The organism is Bacteroides sp. OF04-15BH (assembly GCF_003477995.1).
Classification (GTDB): Bacteria; Bacteroidota; Bacteroidia; order Bacteroidales; family Bacteroidaceae; genus Paraprevotella.
This window is the reverse complement of sequence record NZ_QUEM01000001.1, coordinates 122,789-140,615: the sequence shown is the minus strand read 5'-3', so window position 1 is coordinate 140,615 and position 17,827 is coordinate 122,789. Positions and strand designations below refer to the sequence as shown.

The 17,827-nt window shown below is 50.1% G+C and carries 13 protein-coding genes; 6 read left to right on the top strand and 7 right to left on the bottom strand.

The annotated features are described in order from the left end of the window. Window positions 1-8 precede the first annotated feature (8 nt). Together DXA74_RS00555 and DXA74_RS00550 are read left to right on the top strand one after the other, a co-directional pair. Window positions 9-578 (top strand): chromate transporter, encoded by a 570-nt coding sequence (locus DXA74_RS00555; protein WP_199666049.1) that lies wholly within the window; start codon window positions 9-11, stop codon window positions 576-578. A 136-nt stretch (window positions 579-714) separates the two neighbouring features. Continuing rightward, complete coding sequence (locus DXA74_RS00550; protein WP_147400989.1) at window positions 715-1,995, top strand: sialidase family protein; 1,281 nt, start codon at window positions 715-717, stop codon at window positions 1,993-1,995. 269 nt (window positions 1,996-2,264) lie between these two features. Here the strand turns inward: DXA74_RS00550 and thrA are convergent, their stop codons facing one another. Then, the gene (gene thrA, locus DXA74_RS00545; RefSeq protein ID WP_118524882.1) at window positions 2,265-4,700 is read right to left on the bottom strand and encodes a bifunctional aspartate kinase/homoserine dehydrogenase I; all 2,436 of its coding nucleotides are present in this window, start codon (window positions 4,698-4,700) and stop codon (window positions 2,265-2,267) included. 179 nt (window positions 4,701-4,879) lie between these two features. On the opposite strand from thrA, the gene DXA74_RS00540 reads away from it, so the two are divergent. Further along, window positions 4,880-5,590: an outer membrane beta-barrel protein gene (locus DXA74_RS00540; RefSeq protein WP_118524881.1), complete on the top strand. Its 711-nt coding sequence runs from the start codon at window positions 4,880-4,882 to the stop codon at window positions 5,588-5,590. Between the two features lie 138 nt (window positions 5,591-5,728). Here DXA74_RS00540 and DXA74_RS00535 read toward each other — a convergent pair whose 3' ends face one another. The 3 genes from DXA74_RS00535 to DXA74_RS00520 all read right to left on the bottom strand — a co-directional run bounded on the left by DXA74_RS00535 (window position 5,729) and on the right by DXA74_RS00520 (window position 11,113). Then, entirely contained in the window at window positions 5,729-7,405 is a 1,677-nt protein-coding gene (locus DXA74_RS00535) for an NAD(P)/FAD-dependent oxidoreductase (RefSeq protein WP_118524880.1), read from the bottom strand. 55 nt (window positions 7,406-7,460) lie between these two features. Then, a complete protein-coding gene (gene radA / locus DXA74_RS00530) occupies window positions 7,461-8,885 on the bottom strand; it encodes a DNA repair protein RadA (protein WP_118524879.1) in 1,425 nt (474 codons plus the stop codon). Window positions 8,886-9,799: 914 nt separating this feature from the next. Then, window positions 9,800-11,113 (bottom strand): nucleobase:cation symporter-2 family protein, encoded by a 1,314-nt coding sequence (locus tag DXA74_RS00520; RefSeq protein ID WP_118524877.1) that lies wholly within the window; start codon window positions 11,111-11,113, stop codon window positions 9,800-9,802. A gap of 436 nt (window positions 11,114-11,549) precedes the next feature. On the opposite strand from DXA74_RS00520, the gene DXA74_RS00515 reads away from it, so the two are divergent. The 3 genes from DXA74_RS00515 to DXA74_RS00505 are packed head-to-tail and all read left to right on the top strand — an operon-like array spanning window position 11,550 to window position 13,877. Beyond that, window positions 11,550-12,650 carry a DUF3810 domain-containing protein gene (locus tag DXA74_RS00515; protein WP_118524876.1) on the top strand — a complete coding sequence of 367 codons (1,101 nt, stop codon included), beginning with the start codon at window positions 11,550-11,552 and terminating at the stop codon, window positions 12,648-12,650. 3 nt (window positions 12,651-12,653) lie between these two features. Beyond that, a complete protein-coding gene (locus DXA74_RS00510) occupies window positions 12,654-13,199 on the top strand; it encodes a TlpA disulfide reductase family protein (RefSeq protein ID WP_118524875.1) in 546 nt (181 codons plus the stop codon). Between the two features lie 54 nt (window positions 13,200-13,253). After that, window positions 13,254-13,877: a response regulator transcription factor gene (locus tag DXA74_RS00505; RefSeq protein WP_118524874.1), complete on the top strand. Its 624-nt coding sequence runs from the start codon at window positions 13,254-13,256 to the stop codon at window positions 13,875-13,877. 16 nt (window positions 13,878-13,893) lie between these two features. On the opposite strand, the gene DXA74_RS00500 is transcribed toward DXA74_RS00505, so the two are convergent. From DXA74_RS00500 to metA, 3 genes are read right to left on the bottom strand one after another with little or no spacing between them, the layout of a single operon-like run. Continuing rightward, on the bottom strand, window positions 13,894-14,907 hold the full coding sequence (locus DXA74_RS00500) for a zinc ribbon domain-containing protein (protein WP_147400988.1): 1,014 nt from the start codon (window positions 14,905-14,907) through the stop codon (window positions 13,894-13,896). Beyond that, window positions 14,888-16,768: a U32 family peptidase gene (locus DXA74_RS00495; RefSeq protein ID WP_118524872.1), complete on the bottom strand. Its 1,881-nt coding sequence runs from the start codon at window positions 16,766-16,768 to the stop codon at window positions 14,888-14,890. Before DXA74_RS00495 ends, DXA74_RS00500 begins: the two co-directional genes overlap by 20 nt. After that, window positions 16,765-17,682 (bottom strand): homoserine O-succinyltransferase, encoded by a 918-nt coding sequence (gene metA / locus DXA74_RS00490; RefSeq protein ID WP_118524871.1) that lies wholly within the window; start codon window positions 17,680-17,682, stop codon window positions 16,765-16,767. Before metA ends, DXA74_RS00495 begins: the two co-directional genes overlap by 4 nt. Window positions 17,683-17,827: the final 145 nt, after the last annotated feature.

Genomic DNA, 17,827 nt, shown 5'->3' with positions numbered 1-17,827 from the left:
TTATGATCATACTTCTTTTAAAACTGTTTTATACCTTCTTCAAAATAGGTTTGTTCGGATTTGGCGGAGGATATGCCATGATCTCCATGATTCAGGGCGAAGTGGTCACACGATATAATTGGCTCACCATGGGACAGTTTACCGATATCGTCGCCATCAGCCAGATGACTCCCGGTCCTATCGGCATCAACTCGGCTACATACGTGGGCTACACCAGTCTGGTCAATGCCGGATACAGTCATGCCATGGGAGTTGTGGGAAGCGCAACAGCCACCTTTGCCGTGGTGCTGCCTTCGTTCATCCTCATGCTGCTCATCAGCAAGTTCCTGCTGAAATTCAAGAACCACCCCATTGTGGAAAATATCTTTCTCGGCTTGCGCCCGGCTGTAATCGGCCTGATAGCCGCAGCAGCCTTGCTGTTGCTGAACCGTGAGAATTTCGGAACCTCAGACACTCCGTGGCAATTCTACATCAGCATCTTTATCTTTGTCACCACATTTATCGGCACATACGTTTACAAGATCAATCCTATCCTGCTGATTTGCAGTGCCGGAGTGGCAGGTTTTCTGCTTTTTTAAAGAAAAAGTCTCCTGCGTTTCGGCTTTTGCAGACAAAAGAAGTTCAAGAAATATTCAAAAACTCCGTTCCATTATTTCGGACCGGAGTTTTTTTATTGTATATTTGTTCATCATTCACTATTATTTGTTACATCTGATGAAATCAAGACTCTTACTTTCTGCTTTCCTGTTGGGAACGGTCACGCTCTCAGCGCAAGCATTCAATTCAGAAAACCCTCGTCATGAAAAAGTCATGGCTCAAAATCTGGAGCAGCACACAGACACTCACTCCATCTGCCTGTTCCATACTCCCGATGCAAAAGGTATTCCTTATCGTATACCGGCAATCTTGTCTACTCCCAAAGGGCGCCTCATCGCCATGTCGGACTATCGTTACTGCGGCGCAGACATCGGTTTCGGACAGATTGATATTGTCGGTAAATATAGCGATGACAACGGAAAAACCTGGTCGGAACAGTTTGATATCGTGAAAGGAAATGGTGTCAAAAACGATCCGGCCTGCGGATATGGAGACGCCGCCACACTGGCTGACAGCAAAAGCGGCGATATCCTGCTGATGTGCTGCACCGGAAACGTGACTTACTGGAACTCGACCCGCGAAAACCCGCTGCGCGCAGCACGCTTGTATAGTAAGGATGAAGGAATGACTTGGTCGGCTCCCGAAGACATCACCGAGGATATTTACAGTCTTTTTGACCAACGCGAGCAAGGCCCGATCAAAAAACTCTTTATCGGTTCGGGCAAGATTTGCCAGTCCAAACAGATAAAAAAAGGAAAATACAAACGTATCTATGCCGCCTTGTGTACCGACGGAGGAAACTATGTAATCTATAGCGACAACTTCGGTAAGGAATGGAAAGTGCTTGGCGACGTGAACCAGTCACCGGCTCCTAAGGGAGACGAACCAAAGTGCGAGGAGTTGCCTAACGGTGATGTTTTGCTGAGCAGCCGTAAGGGATACGGACGGTTCTACAACATCTTCTCTTACAAGAATAAGAAGAAAGCCACCGGAAGCTGGGGCGAAGTGGTTGCCTCACACGACTGTCCGGGAGGAATCAAAACCGGAGCCAACGCCACCAACGGTGAAGTGGGTATCTTCAAGGCCATACGCAACAGTGACGGCAAAGAAGTGGACCTGATCATCCAGTCACTCCCGGCAGCAGAAAACCGTGCCGAAGTAACCATCTACTACAAGGCTCTGGAGAGCGAGGCGGATTATGCCACTCCAAAAGCCTTGGCTTCTAACTGGGAGGGGTCTTATCTGGTTACTCATGCCGGTTCGGGCTACTCTACGTTCTGCATCCAGAAGGACAAGAAAATCGGATTTTTCTATGAGGAAGAGCCGGGCTATTATAACATGGTTTATAAAACTCTGAGCGTGGAAGATATTACTTCCGGCAAGTATTCCATGAAGTAAATCCGCTCAAAAAGAATACGGGAATCTGCATAGATCAAGGAAAACACTTCAGGACCATCGGTCGCTGCCGGCCAGATGCAAAGGTAAACTGTTGCGTTTACAGTTACCAGACAAAAACAAAGAAAGCGTCTGTCCTCGGCAATAGAACCGAAAGAAAGAGTTCTGGAAAAGCATTTTCCAATCCAACAGTTCCCCACAATGAAAAAGGAAACCGCCTTGCCAATCCTGTGAAGGGATTTTGGCAAGGCGGTTTCCTTTTCTATAACTGATTAAATATTGGCAATACTCATGATATCGGCAAATACTCCGGCAGCCGTAACACTCGCTCCGGCTCCATAGCCCTGAATAATCATCGGATACTCATTGTAGCGTTCCGTAGTCAGCAATACCACATTATTTGAACCCTCCAGGGAATAGAACGGATGACTGCGGTCTACAGCGCAAAGCGAAACAGAGCCCTTTCCGTTCTCATACTTCGCCACAAAACGCCAGCGCTTGTTTTCGGCCTCCAGCTGCTGACGTTTTTCCTCGAACTCAGCATCCAATGAAGGAAGTTTTGCCCAAAACTCTTCAACAGAACCCTGGAACAGTTCGTCCGGAATGAAGAGATGAGCCTCTACATCCTCCTGTTCAATCTGATAGCCCGATTCACGGGTCAGGATAACCAACTTGCGGATAACATCCTTTCCGCTCAAGTCAATTCGTGGATCCGGTTCGCTGTAACCTTCCTCCTTGGCCATCTGTACGGTCTTACTGAAAGGAATCTCGCGCGAAATCTTATTGAAGATGAAATTCAACGTACCGCTCAATACGGCTTCTATGCGGAGAATCTTATCACCACTGTTGCGCAAGTCGTTCAGCGTGCGGATAATCGGCAGACCGGCTCCCACGTTGGTTTCAAACAGATACTTCACTCCGCGCTGGAAGGCCGTATGTTTCAGACGGGAATAGCTGGCATAATCGGAAGAAGCAGCCACTTTATTGGCAGCCACCACCGAAATGTTGTGCTCCAGCAAATCCTGATACAAAGAAGCGACCTCGGCGCTTGCGGTGCAGTCCACGAACACGGAGTTAAAGATGTTCATATTGATGATTTCATCACGCAGGTGCTGCAAGGTGCTGGGCGCAGAAGCGCGCAAACGCTCCTTGTAGTCGGTAAGCGAAAGTCCCTTGCGGTCGAACAGCGCATTACGGCTGCTGGCGATACCCACCACATTGAGCTTGAGTCCCTTTTCCTTCATCAGTTTTTCGCGCTGAGCGGCAATCTGCTCAATCAGGCTGCCTCCCACAGTACCCACTCCACACAGGAAGAGGTTCAGCACGCGGTATTCGGACAGGAAGAAGCTGTCGTGAATCACATTCAGCGTCTTTCTCAAATAAGCCGATTCTACGACAAAGGAAATGTTGGTCTGCGAAACGCCCTGCGCACAGGCAATAACATTAATACCGTTGCGTCCTAATGTACCGAACAGCTTTCCGGCCACTCCCGACACATTCTTCATGCTCTCGCCCACTACGGCCACGGTAGCCAGTCCGCTGCTGGCCTGCATCGGGAACATGGCTCCGGTCTGGATTTCCTTGGCAAACTCCTCATCCAGCACATGGCATGCCTTTTCCACATCCTCGTCACGCACACCGATAGAGGTACTGCTCTCGGAAGAAGTCTGCGCCACCATGAACACACTGATTCCGTTATTGGCCAATGCCGAGAAAATGCGCTGGTTCACACCAATCACACCCACCATTGACAAACCGGAAACAAAGATGAGCGAAGTATTGTTAATGCTCGAAATACCGCAAATCGGTTTACCGGTACGGTCGCGCTCCACTTCTTTCTTGATAATGGTTCCCGGTGCTTCGGGCTTGAAAGTATTCTTTACCCAGATCGGGATATTCTTGACGCAAACCGGATAAATGGTCGGCGGATAGACCACTTTGGCACCGAAGTTACAAAGCTCCATGGCCTCCACATAGCTCAACTCATTAATGGTATATGCTGTAGAGATGACTTTCGGATCGGCAGTCATGAAGCCATCCACATCGGTCCATATCTCCAGAACAGAAGCATCAAGCGCGGCAGCCAGAATAGAAGCCGTATAGTCAGAACCGCCTCGTCCCAGATTGGTGGTCTCGCCCGACTCCACATCGCTGGAGATGAATCCCGGAACAAGCGCAATCTTCGGCAACTTACCGAAGGTTTCTCCAATCAGACGGTTGGTTTCTTCCGAAGCCAGCAGGCGGCGTCCTCCGCGCACCTCGGTCTTGATGAATGTACGGGAATCGTACCACACCGAACCGGTGATGAGCACTGATATGATATTCGAAGAAATACGCTCTCCATAGCTTACAATCATATCCTGCGTCTTGGCAGACAAATCCTTTATCAGATAAACACCCTGATAAATGCTGTGCAGCTCTTCAAACAAAGCATTGACAATAGAAAGAAGCATCTCCTTGCGAGGACCGGCAGGAATAATCTGGTCAATCATCTGATAATGACGGTCGGTCAGTTCCATAAAAGACTTCTTGTAATCCAGATTGCCGGATACAGCCAACTGTGAAGTGTGAATCAACTTGTCGGTAACTCCTCCCAGAGCCGAGACAACCACAATCACCGGTTCCGATTGTCCCTCGACAATTTTCTTTACGTTTAAGATACTTTCCACGGAACCGACTGAGGTTCCTCCAAATTTCAGTACTTTCATTTGCTGTCAATTATTATTTTCGGGCTGCCTGTCGTGTTCATAAAATGATGTAGCGGCTCTGCCCGCAATGTACGTTATTATTAGAACAAAAATAGTAATTATTTCTCTAAAAGAAAGATGTTCCCAAAAAAAATTGTACTTTTGTTCATGCAAACCAACGCTATAAACGAGATAAGGATATGACAAAAAAAATATTTTCTTTTCTGTTTCTGCTCTGTCTGCTTCCGGCCGGACTGGGATTCGGGGGAGCAAACGGAAGTGCAGTGCATGCCGAAGGCATCAGTGCCCGTCGCTGGTATAATTACGACCGCAGCAGCTATTTTGGCATTCGTGTGGGCCTGAATGTGCCACGCTTCTACCATCGCGGTTTTGAAAACGGACCGGAAACCAAACCGCTGTCGCTCATCAATGCGGGCATTGTCTTTGGTAACCGGGTGGGACGCACCGTACCGCTGTATTTTGAGACCGGACTGCTCTATTCTGAAAAAGGTGCCAAATTCGAGGCAACTCCGGATGTAGAGCGCAAAACCTATAATCTGAAGTATCTGGAGCTGCCGCTGGTATTCAAATACAAGGCCGATGTGGGTTTCGATGATCTGACTGTCCAGCCTTATTTCGGCGGTTTCCTGGCTTGCGGTGTCGCAGGCAATGTAAAGCTCTATGAGCAGCGCATCAAGGAAAACCCTTTCTCAGACCAGTATCTGAAGCGCTTCGACGCCGGATTCCGTATCGGTCTGGGCATGGCTTTCCAGAACTTCTATCTGGATTTCTGCTACGATATCGGTATGAACAACATTGCCGCCAAGGATTTCCACGATTATAACTATGACGATTTTGACGGACGTATCCGCACCGGATGCTTTACCGCCAGCATCGGACTGGATTTCTAAAACCAAACGGGGTCTCTCCGAAAAAACAATCGGGCATCCCCCTCTTTCCATGAAAATCTCAACAGACAGATTTACGGGAAGAGGGGGATGCCCGATTTATTGTATTATTGGTATTCGTCGAGTCACAGGCTTCTGCCCTCAGGACTGACCGCCCAGATAAGCCGCTACGGCCTCGGCACAACGTTCGCCGTCGATACCGGCCGAAACGATACCTCCGGCATATCCGGCTCCTTCGCCACAAGGGAAAAGTCCTTCCACGGTGATGTGCTGCAAGGTCTCGGCATTACGGACGATACGTACCGGTGCCGACGTACGGCTCTCTACCGCTATCATCACGGCTTCGTTGGTCAGGAAACCGCGGCTGCTCCGGCCGAAGTTCTGGAATCCGCGCGCCAACCGTCCGGAAATGAATTCCGGCATCCAGAAATGCAACGGCGAAGAAATCAGTCCCGGCGAATAGGAACTGCGCGGCAGATCGTAACTCAACTTGCGGTTCACGAAGTCGGCCATGCGCTGCGCCGGTGCCGTCTGACGGTATTGTCCCTGCACCCAGTTCTGGCGCTCAATGGCTTCCTGAAAGTAAAGCAGTGCCAGAGGATGCTCCTCAGGCGCTCCGTTCCACACCGATTCCGGATCACAATAATGCAGAATGTCTTTCAGACTGCCGCACTCAGGAGCCTCGATGCTGTGCACATATTCCTTCATAAAACGGTGCATGGATGCCTCCTGCAAGTCCTCGGGATGCAGTTCTACCACCATACCGGAGTTGCTCCACTGCGAACCGCGATTGCTGGGCGACATACCGTTGACCACAATCTGCTGCGGACCGCTGGCCGCCGGCACAATGAATCCTCCGGGACACATACAGAAGCTGTACACACCGCGTCCGTCCACCTGCGTCACAAAACTGTATTCGGCTGCGGGCAGGTATTTTCCGCGGCCGTTCTTATTGTGATACTGTATCTGGTCAATCAGCTTGGAAGGATGCTCCAGACGCACTCCCACGGCCAGTCCTTTGGCCTCGACCGGGATGCCCTGACGGAACAGATGGCGATACACATCACGGGCCGAATGGCCGGTGGCCAGAATGACCGGTCCCTTGAAAATCCGTCCGGCGTGGGTTTCGATACCTTCCACCTTGCCTTCGTGCACAATCAGGCGGTCCATGCGGGTTTCAAAATGCACCTCACCTCCGCATTGCAGGATGGTGTTGCGCATATTCTCGATGACGCGGGGCAACTTATCTGTTCCGATATGCGGATGGGCGTCCGACAGAATAGCCGTACTGGCTCCATGCTGACAGAACACATTCAGAATCTTATCCACACTGCCGCGTTTCTTGCTTCGGGTGTAGAGTTTGCCGTCGGAATAGGCACCGGCTCCTCCTTCTCCGAAACTGTAATTGCTCTCGGGATCTACCTTATGCTCGCGCGAGATGCGGGCCAGATCCAGTTTCCGGTCGCGCACATTCTTTCCACGCTCCACCACAATCGGGCAATAGCCCAACTCTATCAGACGCAGAGCCGCAAAAAGTCCTCCGGGACCGGCACCCACCACAATCACACGGCGACGGCCTTCCACATTCTGATATTCCGTAGGCACATAAGCCTCATCCGTAGGCTGCTCGTTGATGTAAACCCGCACCTTCAGGTTAATGTAGATGGTGCGCTGACGGGCGTCAATGCTTTTCTTCAGAATGCGTACCCCCTGGATGGTCCGTTCATCGAGTCCTTTCTCGCGGGCCACAAAGCGGCGCACAGCCTGCTCGTTATAGGCCTGCTCGGGCAAAGCCCGCAATTGAAATTCATGTATCATTGTTTTTCCTGTTTCTTTTTGTTCTATTATATAATAAGGTATAGAGCGGAGCTTCTTATCCGAACAGCGCACGCAGGGCTTCTTCCACCTTGCGCACCGGCACCAGCTCTATCTTCATCTTCTTATAGTCGAATCCCTGAAGATTGGAACGCGGCACAATCATCCGGTTGAATCCCAGTTTCTCGGCCTCGGCAATGCGTTGCTCAATGCGGTTCACGGGACGGATTTCTCCACTCAGTCCCACCTCGCCGGCCATACATACACCTGACTCGATACCGGTGTCTACATTACTGCTCAGCACCGCGGCAATGACCGATAGGTCGATGGCGGGGTCGTTCACCCGCAGTCCGCCGGCAATATTCAGGAACACGTCCTTCTGGGCCAGTTTGAAACCGACACGCTTTTCCAGCACGGCCAGCAGCATGTTCAGGCGGCGCAGGTCGAATCCGGTGGACGAACGCTGAGGGGTTCCGTAGGCGGCTGTACTGACCAGCGCCTGGGTTTCGATCAGGAACGGCCGGATGCCTTCAATGGCCGAAGAGATGGCCACTCCGCTCATGCCTTCATGGTCTTCGGTGAGCAGCAGTTCCGACGGATTGCTCACCGGGCGCAGTCCCGTCTGCCGCATTTCATAAATACCCAGTTCGGCTGTGCTTCCGAATCGGTTCTTGATACTGCGCAAAATGCGGTACATATAATGCTGGTCGCCCTCGAACTGAAGCACGGCATCCACGATATGCTCCAACACCTTCGGACCGGCCAGAGTTCCTTCCTTATTAATATGGCCGATCAGAATGACGGGAATATTGCTTTGTTTGGCAAACTTCAGCAGAGCCGCCGCACACTCGCGCACCTGCGTGATGCTTCCGGGCGAAGAATCCACCGCCTCGGTCATGATGGTCTGGATGGAATCAATGATGACCAGCCCCGGCTGCTCGTTCTTGATGTGCAGGAAGATCTGCTCCAACAAGGTTTCGCAGACAATCATACACGAGGACGAGGCCAACAAGTCCTGTCCCCCCGCAGGCTGGGTACTGACCAGACGGTCGGCACGCAACTTGATCTGTCGGGCACTCTCCTCGCCACTGACATAAAGCACCCGGCGCTGGGGCATGCGCAACACGGTCTGAAGCACCAGCGTGGATTTTCCGATACCCGGCTCACCGCCCAACAGGACCAGCGATCCCGGAACCAGACCACCGCCCAGCACCCGGTTCAGCTCTCCGTCGCCCATATCCAGACGAGGCTCCGCACAGGAATCAATCTCACCGACCGCCAGCGGGCGCACACGTACACTGCCGGATGCCGGAAGAGCCGACAGTCCTCCATAGGAGCCGGCAGCCAGCGAAGCCGACGACTCTTTCCGCACCCGAAACTCCTTAAAGGTGTTCCAGGCACCGCATGAAGGACACTTGCCCACCCACTTGGGAGACTCCTGACCGCATTTTTCACAAACGTACACCGTCTTTTCTTTTGCCATAATAGCTATATTCTTATTTTTCGAGCATAAAAATACGGATATTTATCGGGTGAAGCGCCATAAATACACAAAAAAAAGAGCCCGAAAACGAAGAACGTAAAAAATATAAACAAAGAAGAAAAGCCTCCGGAAGTTCTCTTTTGCCGTTTTTCATGTTTCCCCCATAAAAAACGAATGACAAAAAACACCCCGCGAAAGCGCCCGAATCCCCTTTCCATGCGCCTGCCCGCCCCAAAGAATTGATATAAATCAAGAAAAGGCGATTTTTTGCATAAAAAGTGAATAAATATTTGCTGTGTAGGCAAACAGTCACTACCTTTGCAGTGTCATAAGGAAATAAGGGTAACATATTAAGGTATTAGTTAGGATCTCGTGAGAGATATTCATTGGTAAAAGATTGTTTAGTTTTAAGGGTAATTTAAGGTAATTAAGGTAGTGACTTATGACTCATGAAGAAGAATTCACTGTTAGTCATTTTTAATGACTAACAGTGAGCAAGTTCTTCAGGGAAGAAAAATGAAAAAAATTTACTTCCCACAAAACAGACAGGTGCTGTATACTGTGAAGTTGAGGCACCTTTAGAACGAAACAAATTTCAACTTCATAAAAAGACATGCTCTAGAGCATGTCTTTTTTCGTTTCTATCCCCCTCTCCGCCTGTTCGGAAGCCTGACTGAAGGTCTGACTCCCGTTTGCAGGCACAGCACCGGCATCCCAGAAAAAAATCATCGAAATCAAATTTTCAAATCATCGAAATGATTTTTCCAATTCATCAGCATGAATTTCTGCCACGTTCCAGGCGCTCTGAACAGAGGTCCCGTTTTCTCATCAAGAAAGCTCTAGGGAAAAAGAAAAAGGGCCGTACTCAAAAATTGAGCACGACCCCGATTGTCATGTTATAGAGGTTTCAGAAATTAATCCTTGATACGGATCAGCATATTGGCCAGAATGGCTGTCAGTCCTCCGGTAGTGATACCGGAAGCGAAAATGCTGCGTACTGCCTCAGGCAACTGAGTGAGGATTTCCGGTACCAACTCTACGCTCAGACCGAAAGAGAAGCTCAGAGCCATCACCAGAGTAGCCTTGCGGTCAATCTTCTGGGCAGCAATAATACGGATACCCGCAGCAGCCACCGTACCGAACATCAGCAGTGTGGCACCGCCCAAAACCGGTTCGGGCATCAGCGAGAACACCAGTCCCACAGCCGGGAACAGGCCCAACAGAATCAGGAATCCGGCAATGTAATAACCTACATAACGGCTGGCAACACCTGTAAGCTGAATCATTCCGTTGTTCTGGGCAAAGATAGAGTTCGGGAATGAGTTGAACACTCCGGCCAGGAATGAGTTGAAACCGTCGGCCAGAATACCGCCCGAAGCACGCTTCACAAAGACTTCTCCCTCAACCGGCTCCCCGGAAATCAGTGAATTGGCAGTGATGTCACCGTATGCTTCAATGGCTGTAATCAGATAAACAAGTCCCAAAGCAATGATAGCCGACCAGTCGAATGACAGACCATATTTAAAAGGTACAGGAATGTTGAAACCGCCATAGCTCTGCACAGCCGAGAAGTCCACCATACCCATAAACCAAGCCACTGCATAACCGATGATGAGACCGATCACAATGGAGCTCATGCGCAGATAGCGGTTGGAGCTACGGTTGAACATCACAATGAGCACCAGTACCAACGCTGCCAGTCCGATGTAACGCAGCGAACCGAAAGTGCCGTCGGCCTGAGCCATAGCACCACCACCGCAGGCGGTAATACCTACCTTAATCAGACTCATACCGATGAGTGTTACCACAATACCCGAAACCAGCGGGGTAATGATCTTGCGGGTGTATTTCAGCACACGGCTGATGGCCATCTCCACAAAGGAAGCTGCCATACAGGCTCCAAACACCGAAGCCAGACCACCGGAAAGTCCTGCCGCAATAATCGGACCGATGAATGAGAAACTTGTTCCCTGAATACACAGCAGTCCGGTTCCGATCGGACCGACGCGACGACACTGGATAAAGGTGGACACACCCGAAGCAAACAAAGCCATAGACACCAGGAATCCCGTAGTCTCCAAATCCAGCTTCATGGCACCCGCAATGATGAGCGGCGGGGTGATAATGGCCACAAAAATAGCCAACAAATGCTGCAATGCCGCAAAAAGGGCATCTTTCACCGGCGGACGGTCTTCCAGTCCATAAATCAAATCTCCGTTTTCTTTCATTTAAATTTTATTTACAAAAATGTTACTATTGATTTTTGAAACTGCAAAATTAGTGCATCTGAATTGATTTATATCAAGAAAAACTTAAAAAAATGAGATAAAAGCATGATTTTCTTGATTTAAGCATAGAAAACATATAACTTTGCAGTGTCATAATTAAAAGAAGAGTAATGTACTCATAGTGAAAAGACTCTGTGAAGAGTTTATTAGGTGATAGATTGTTAATGTTTAAGGGTTTCAAAAATTATGACAACAATGCGTTGACTGAAACACTTCGGGTAAGTGATGGATGAAAACGCGATGGAGTGCTACGGACAAAAAGGTTCGTTAAAGCACTCTTTAAATTGAAATTTATTAGTTTGTTTGCTTGAGGGCGTATCAGCGGATACTTCCTCTTTCTTTGTTTTTATAGGAACCATCCATAAAATCATGCACCATGAAACTATCCTGCTGCCATCGCCATATACTCATGCAGAATCGGGGCCGAATCCTCCGATACTCTCTCCTGCTTCTGCTTTTAGGCTTTGTAGGCTACACCCGCAACAACCATGCAGCCGGCGAATTCTATTCCACACGGATTTATCCGCATCTTTCTGATATGCTGTCGCATCTGGCCCGTTTCTCCAGTTTCTCACTCGAAGAGATGGTGGTCTGTGCTTCTGTCTTGCTCCTGCTGCGCTGTCTGATAGGGCTCCGCAAAAGGAACTGGAAAAAACAGCTGGGCCTGTGTGTGGAAATTCTGCTCTGGATTGCAGCCTGGTTTTATTGGGGCTGGGGCATCAACTATTTCAGATATTCTTTCTACGAACGCATGGACCTGCAACCGGTTGCTTATGAGGACTCGGTGTTCCAACAATTTCTGAATGAATATACCACGGCTTTGAACAACAGTTATATTCCCTTTGCCGACAGCACCGCTACGGCTTCCTGGGAAACGGAAATCAGACAGATTTACCATACGGCACCGCCTGAAGCCGCCCTTTGTCGGCCACAGGAACATTTCACACCCAAAAGACTGGCATTCAACACGCTTTATTCCAAAGTAGGCGTGCTGGGATTCATGGGCCCTTTCTTCTGCGAAATGCAAGTAAACGAGGAACTGCTCCCCACACAATATCCCTTTACGTATGCGCACGAGCTGGCGCATCTGCTTGGGGTGAGCAGCGAGGCCGAAGCAAACTATTGGGCCTACAAGGTATGCACCGCCAGCAAGAATCCGCATGTCCGTTTCAGCGGCTATCTGGGCATATTGCCTTACGTCATGAATCAGACCTACGGCTCTCTGGCCCCTGCACAATATCGCAACTGGCTGCAAAGCATACGACCTGAAGTGCTGATTCTGGCTGAGGAGGAAAACCGCTACTGGCAGGAAAAATATTCTGTATGGATTGGCCGGATGCAGGATGCCTTGTATGAGGCTTTTCTAAAGGGCAATCAGATCAGCAGCGGCCAAAAGAATTACGGACAGGTGCTCTCGCTCATCATTTCCGAACGCGAGCAGAAAGCATTCTGTCTGAATAATCCCCAAATCCCATAAGAAATGAAAAAACTATCTATTTCTCTACTCTTTGGCATAATGCTGGCCTGGAGCAGCTGCATCAGCGAACCTATGGAACAGGGCCAGTACGGCAGCAAACTTTCTGTTGGCGATACGATTCCGAACTTCAGCGTCGTCACGCTCGACCGCGACACCGTAAGCCGGGACAACCGGAACGCGGAGACGCTGGTCATTCTCTTCTTCCATACCGAATGCGGAGACTGTCAAAAGGAACTGCCGGTCGTGGAACAGGTCTATCGTGACTGCCGTCAGGACTCTCTCTGGCAACTGATCTGCATCGGACGGAGCGAAGACACTGCCACAGTAAGACGCTACTGGCAACAGAATCAGTTCACCATGCCGGTCTCTCCCCAGCCCGACCGCCTGATCTATGAACGGTTTGCCTACAGCGGAGTGCCGATGCTTTATGTCGTAAACGGCCGGAACATCATCCGGGCAGTATTCGATGACCAGAACATGGCCACGTATGAAGAACTTAAAGGGTGGATTCTAAAAGTAAACGAAGAAAATCAAAAAGACAAATCCTAAACTTCGTCTTTTCGGGTTAATTCACTAACTTCGCCCTCCTAAAAACAGAACATTATGAAATTTCTTCCGGAGATAGCCATTATCGACGCCAATACACTCAGCAGCATCGGTCTTCAGAATCTGATTGAAAAGATGATGCCCGAGGCCGTAGTGCGCAAATTCAACTCGTTCGAAAGTTTCGTATGCGACACTCCGGACATGTATTTCCATTATTTCATCTCTTCGCAGATTCTCGTGGAGCACAGTGCCTTCTTTGTGGAACGCAAGCACAAAACCATTGTGCTGACCTACGGACGAATCACCATGCCTCACATTGCCAACTTTCACACACTGAATATTTGTCTGGATGAGGAAATGATGATCCGTGCCCTGCTCCGCCTGCAACAAAGCGCCCATGCCGGCGGTTTGCACCTGCCTCCCAAAATGCGGAAAATGATGCCCGCAGCGAATCAGCAGAACTGGAGTGAACCGAACGGACTGACCTCACGCGAAATCGAGGTACTGGTCTGTATCGTGCGGGGCATGGCCAACAAGGAAATTGCCGAAGAATTGAATATAAGCATCACCACCGTCATCTCGCACCGGAAAAACATTATGGAAAAACTGAATATCAAGTCAGTTTCGGGACTGACCATCTATGCGGTGATGAACGGATATATCGAAGCCGACAGAATATAAAGACGGAAGCCCGGAATCATTCATTCCAGGCACCGCAACGCGGACAGGTTCCTTTCTTGGAGATCTTGGCCCCGCATTTTCCACAGATATAACGCGAATAGCCATGCTGGTAATAATGGCGCAAGGCCCAGACAATAAAGCCCAGCAAACACGGTATTCCCAGATAATACAGGGTGGCAATAGAAAAAAACAGGTAGCACAACATGCACACACCCAACAATCCTAATAAATAAGGTATGGCTTCGGCCACGGAAAGCTGACGCAACACATCGTCCACCACGGCGATGGACAGAATCAGCATGAGCCAGACAGCCGAAAGGAAGGCTCCCAGGATAAAGGGCTGCCCGAAAGGATTCAGGGTGGGATGGAAATAAAAATCGACCCAAAGCGAAGGATTGTTCTGCTGAATCAGAGCATACAGCACTGCCGCCGTGGAAATGACCAGACACAGACCTGTGGGATAGCAGCTGGAGATATCGTCAAAAAACACCATCCGGAATCGTTTACGACGCATCCGGCGCACCAGATACAACACAAACAAGACTACCAACGCCGACAGGAAATACAACAGATGCTTGTTGCTGAACACGTGGATGAATTCGGAAATGGAATCATCCGGCACCACCTGCTCCAACAAACTGCTTTCATGCACCCATCCCATCGTGGACTGGTCGCGCGCCACTTTCACCCATACCGAATCGACAGAATCCTCAGGAATAATGGCCAGATCGGCCACCACAACCAGATCACCCGGCTGCAAATAAAGAGAATCATAAAAATAAGTTCCCTTAAAGTCGGTGTGCATCGGCCGGTCGGACTGTAGCCACAGGCTGTCTCCACAGACTTTAAAGTTATAGTTCAGACCATAGTGGTGCTGCTTCATAAAGTCCAGCGAATAGACTGAACTCTCCGAAACACTCCACTGGTCATCGTTCGTAGTAGATTGGTAGCACGAGGCTACCAACAAACCACACAGGCACAGAAGCAGAATGCGGAAGTGCCTTTTTATTTTAGCGATTCTCTCCTTCATCAGCATAAACCTTCATTTGACAGTTTCTGCAATCAAATTCCAGACGGAAACGGCGCCCGTCACCCGAAACCAGGAAATAAGGCTCCCGGAACGGCGAGCGGCGGCCGCCCTGCTTTGTACACCATCCCAGACTGTAGCGCAGACAATGCTTGCAGAACATCAGGACCGCTCCGGCAGGTTCTTTCTTTTCAAAGGCCGGCTCTACCTGTACGGCTCCGAGCGACTTGTAGAAGGATTCCGCACGGCTGTTCATGACATTGGCCAGATAAGTGAGGTGCATTCCTTGCAACGGAGCACTCTCCTGTCCCTGTTTCTCGCGCAACTGACGGGTGAAGTCGGTCGGAATCTTACGGTAATGCACCGGGAAATTCACCCGTCGTGTCTGCTCCAGTTTCTCGATAACTACACGACGCCATTCAGCCAATACGGATGAAGGAACAAACCAATTATCCTGCCAGTCCACTTTTACCTGACCAACAGTGAAACAGGTGTTGCCCAACTTGGAAAGCTGCTTGCGGACATTCTCTTCCTGCGGGCTGCGGGCTTGCTCTTTTTCAGCAGCAAACGGAACGCTGACCGAAACTCCGTCTTCGTCTTTCAGACTCAGCACAAATCCTTCGGGATATTCGCCGACCGTCCAGTCCACGGTAATCTTGCGTTCCGCAGACGGTCTGGAAAGCAAACGGTCAAACTCCTGGTCAAAATTACGGTAAAGGCGGGTATGCGGTTTCACACGCGGCATCTCCACCGGATAAATCTTATTGCTGTCGTCCACCCGATTGACACGGAAACCCTGCAACTTGCCGTTCTCATCCATAAAGCACAGTCCGTCGCCGTTGCTGAACGGTTTCACACCGGCCACGATGATGCACTTGCCACGGATTTCCTTGACATAACCCACTTCCTCACCCAGCGATTTCGGGGTATTGAAAGAGAAAATGTCGGTTTTCCGCCCATTCAGAAAATAATGGGTGAATCCGCGGTTGAAACTCTTCTCCAACTGCGGACGGAAGGTATATTCACATTTACCAGAAGAAGCCCGGCAATATTCCGGATGCTTGCGGAAGATGGCATCGAGTTTCTGACGATAATAAGCAGTGACATTCTTCACATAATCCATGTCCTTCAGGCGTCCTTCAATTTTGAGAGAGGTGGCACCCGCTTCCAGAATCTGCTCCAGCTGGTCGCTCTGATTCAGGTCTTTCAGAGAGAGCAGGTGTTTTTCCTGCTCGATGACCTTGCCGTCGGCATCCACCAGATCGAACTTCAGGCGACAGAACTGGGCACAGTTGCCCCGGTTGGCACTGCGGCCGAAACAATGTTGCGACACATAACACTGACCGCTGTAGCTGACGCATAGCGCTCCATGTACAAACACTTCGAGCGGCACGGACGGGCACGCCTCATGAATGTCGCGAATCTGCTGCAAAGTGAGCTCACGGGCCAATACCACCTGCGAAAAGCCCTGCTGCTGCAAAAAGCGTACCTTGTCGGCATCGCGGTTATCCATCTGCGTGCTGGCATGCAGCGCGATTGGCGGCAGATTCAACTGCAACAAAGCCATGTCCTGCACAATCAGCGCATCCGCACCGGCACGGTACAGTTCCCATATCATTTCCTCGGTTTCGGCCAGCTCCTCATCCTTCAGAATGGTATTGACGGCCACATAGACTCTTGCCCGGAACTGGTGGGCAAAAGCAGTGAGGCGGGCAATATCCTCTACGGAATTGCCGGCAGCCGCACGGGCTCCAAAACGGGGAGCGCCTATATACACTGCATCCGCTCCGTGGCGGATGGCTTCAATGCCACAGTCGGCATTTTTGGCCGGTGCCAATAATTCTACAGGTCTTTGTTGCATTATTTTATATCGTTTAAGTTATAAGGTGTGGCCTGATAGACCAGATAATGAAGCCAGTTTAAGTACCACTGCACACCGTGAGTACGCCAGCGCACCACAGGGCCCAGCTCAGGATTGTCGTCGCGATAGTAGTTCATCGGCATCTGAATGGGTAGACCCTTACCCAAATCGCGCTTGTATTCGATGTCGAGAGTGTAAGGCGAATATTCCGAATGGCCGGTGACAAATACCTCGCGTCCCTCACGGGCCACCACCATACCGACGCCCGAATATTCCGACTCGGCAATGATTTTCAGTTCGCTCACCCGGTCAATGTCCTCACGGCGCACCTCGGTGTGACGGCTGTGCGGCATGAAGAACACATCGTCCATGCCCCGCATCAGCGGATGGGCCGCATCGAGTACCTGTTGCGGGAAGATGCCGAACATTTTCTGTGGCAGCGGATGTTTCGGAATGCCGTAATGGAAATACAGACCGGCCTGCGCCGCCCAGCAGATATACAGGGTGGAAGTGACATTCGTGCGCGCCCAACGGAAGATGTCGGACAGCTCGGGCCAGTAGCCCACTTCCTCAAAAGCCAGATGCTCCACCGGAGCTCCGGTCACGATAAAGCCGTCAAACTTCTGTTCCTTCAGCTCCGGGAAAGGCTGGTAAAAGGCTTTCATGTGCTCCGGAGAGGCATGCTTCGGCGTGTGCGTGGCTAAAGACATCCAAGTGACCTCAATATGATAGGGCGACTGCGCCAGAATGCGCAGCAAATCCACCTCGGTGTCTATCTTCAAAGGCATGAGGTTCAGGATGGCCACACGCAGAGGACGCACTTTCAGAGCCACAGAACGTGTGTTCTCCGTCACGTCAATATGTTCTTTCCGTAGAATATCTATTGCGGGAAAATGTTCCGGTAAAATCAAAGACATAGTCGTATTTTTTGAGTATTCTGTCTGCAAATTTAGCGCAAAATAGAAAGCAAACAAAGACTACACCGCATAAGGATAAGGCTTTAATTATAAAATGAATTTAAAAACGTAAGAAAACGGCTGCAAAGTTTCGTTTTTCATTTAG